General features: G+C 73.4%; 2 protein-coding genes and 1 pseudogene. 1 reads left to right on the top strand and 2 read right to left on the bottom strand.

All coding sequences use genetic code 11. From position 1 onward, the window contains the following. Nucleotides 1-227, bottom strand: a pseudogene (locus C4U03_RS39600) (cellulose 1,4-beta-cellobiosidase); the annotation flags it as partial. A 97-nt stretch (nucleotides 228-324) separates the two neighbouring features. Next, nucleotides 325-984, bottom strand: a complete 660-nt coding sequence (locus C4U03_RS39595; RefSeq protein ID WP_103945016.1) for a hypothetical protein — start codon at nucleotides 982-984, stop codon at nucleotides 325-327. A 397-nt stretch (nucleotides 985-1,381) separates the two neighbouring features. Here C4U03_RS39595 and C4U03_RS39590 point away from each other — a divergent pair, with 397 nt between their 5' ends. Beyond that, a complete protein-coding gene (locus C4U03_RS39590) occupies nucleotides 1,382-2,431 on the top strand; it encodes a LacI family DNA-binding transcriptional regulator (RefSeq protein ID WP_200827801.1) in 1,050 nt (349 codons plus the stop codon). The last annotated feature ends 73 nt before the right edge of the window (nucleotides 2,432-2,504 follow it).

The raw sequence follows: 2,504 nt of genomic DNA, 5'->3' as shown, positions 1-2,504 counted from the left end.
CCGGTGAGCGCGTCACCGGTGTTGGTGATGTCGATCGAGGTGGTGAAGCCGGTGCCCCAGTCGTTCTTCTTGTAGACCACCTTGCAGGCGACCGCGGCGCTGGCCTGGTGCGTGCCGGCGACCGTGACCAGCCCGGAGGCCATCAGCAGCGCCGCGGCTCCGGCGGCCAGCCCGCGCCGCCGGCCGGGCGGGGCACCGCGCGTCCCCGGGGGTGGAACGGATCTCATGCGGGTTTCCTCCTCGGCGTGTGTCACCCTGCGGCGCTCTGAGTGGGAGCGCTCCCAATCGAGCGAAGCAGTCCGGCTCCGACCTGTACAGCGGCTTTCAGAGACCTTTCACGGAGAATCCCGGCGAATCGCGGCAACCTTTCCGGCCGCCCGGACGACTATCGGGCAATACGTCGAGGCCGCTCAATGTGGGAGCAGCGGTTTCGGCGGCAATGCCGGAGCCCCGTCCGGCCGTTCTGCACGTACGGATCGGACGGGGCCTCGGTCCACCGTGCCCACCGGCCGGGGCCGCCAGCGCGGGCCGCTGCGAGGTGCGCAGGATCATGGCCACGCGGTGGACATCGGGGAAGTCGCCGAAGGTCCGGGTGCCGACAGCGCCGCGCAGCCACTGCCGTCCGGTCTTCCGGCGCAGGTCGGCGGGCAGTGAGACGTATTCGACGCCGCCGACCGACAGTACGGTGGCGCGGCCGCCCCGGAGCGTCCCGTCCATGCGGCCCGACCCCTGGCGCACGTCCCAGACGCCGCTCATGTCCAGCCGGTGGGCCTTGCGGCCGTCGCCGCCGGGATCCTTGAGACGGAGGGTCAGCCGGAGTGACGTGCTGCCCTCCAGGTTTCCGGTGCCGGCGGCCAGCAGAGTCGGGGCGTCGTGCTCGAAGCTCGGAGGCGGCGCCACCCGGGAGGCGGGGCCGGCGCATCCGGCGGCCAGCAGGGCCACCGCGACGACCGGCGCGAACGGCATGCGGGGTACGGAGGCCATCGGTTCCTCTCCTCGTGCTTTTCCGGCGGGCGGTACGCCATATGCCGGATCGGCCGGCGGGCCACGGAAGGGCGTGGCGGGGCCCGGTCTGCCGCAGCGAAACGCTCCCGGCGCTGCGAGGCGAAGGTAGGCCGACATCGGCGGGCCTGAAAAGCGTTGTTTCATGGTTTTTCACGGCGCCGATCATCGCCACCGGTTGCGGTGGAGCGGTGTTCTCCCTGGTCATAAAGCCTTTCTCGGGACGGTCGGCACCGGCCGGAAACTCGGTTTTGACAGTGCGGCCAGATTTCCTTGACAGGCGCCGGACCCCCGATCAATCTTGGGAGCGCTCCCACTTCCCACCCCGCCCACTCCCGGCCGCCGACCACCGGCCGGGAAGCCCGAAGGGAGTGCAGGCGTGACGATCTCCGAACCGCCTGTCCGATCGGCATGCGCCCGGCCCGCCACCGGCCGGGCGCCGACCCTCGCCCACGTCGCCGCCCTCGCCGGCGTCTCACCGGCCACCGCTTCGCGCGTCCTGAGCGGCTCGGCCCACGTCAGCCCGGACGCGCGGATGCTGGTCGAGGAGGCCGTGCAGCGGCTCGGCTATGTGCGGCGGCGCTCTGCGCCCCGCACCGTCGGGCCCGGCGAGTCCGTCGCGGTCGTGCTCTGCGCGGACAGTTCGCGGGTCTTCGCCGACCCGTTCTACGCCAGCCTGCTGCTGGGGGTGAAACGGGAACTGGAGGGCGGACCCCAGGTGGTCGTGCTCATGGTCGGCAAGACCGAGGAGTGGCGTACCACCGCTGAGTACCTGAGGTCCGGCCACACCGCCGGGGTGGTGCTGGTCGGCTCGCACCGGGACCACCCGCTGACGCTGCTGCACGCGGCGGCCCGGGGTCCGGTGGTGCTGGCCGGACGCCCGCTGTCGGAGAACCGACTGCCGTACGTGGACGCCGACAACCGGGGCGGCGCGCGGACGGCGGTCGAGCACCTGGTGGCCGGCGGGCGCCGGACGATCGGCACCATCGCCGGCCCGCCCGACATGGGCCCCGGGGTGGACCGCCTGGCCGGTTACCGCAGCGCCGCCCAGGAGGCCGGGATCGACATGGGCGGCCTGGTCAGCAGGGGCGACTTCAGCCAACTGTCGGGCGAGCACGCGATGAACCGGCTGCTGGACCGGCGGCCCGACCTGGACGCCGTGGTGGCGGCCTCGGACCTGATGGCCATCGGCGCCATGCGGGCGCTGCGCCGGGCCGGCCGGCGCATCCCCGAGGACGTCGCCGTGGTCGGCTTCGACGACCTGCCGATCGCCCGCCGGGTCCGCCCCCGGCTGACCACCGTCCGCCAGCCGATCGAGGACCTCGGCGCCCGCGCCGCCCGCGAACTGCTCGCCCTCATCGGCGGCCGGACCGCCACGGAACGGGGGGTGGTCCTGAAAACTCGCCTGATCGTCCGCGACTCCACCTGACCGGACGGCCGGAACCGGTCGGGCCGGAGGACCGACCGGACCCGGACGCCGAGCCCCGGACGCCGAGCCCCGG

It is taken from the genome of Thermomonospora echinospora, assembly GCF_900108175.1.
In the GTDB taxonomy this organism is placed as follows: domain Bacteria; phylum Actinomycetota; class Actinomycetes; order Streptosporangiales; family Streptosporangiaceae; genus Thermomonospora; species Thermomonospora echinospora.
This window is presented reverse-complemented; position numbering and strand designations above follow the sequence as displayed.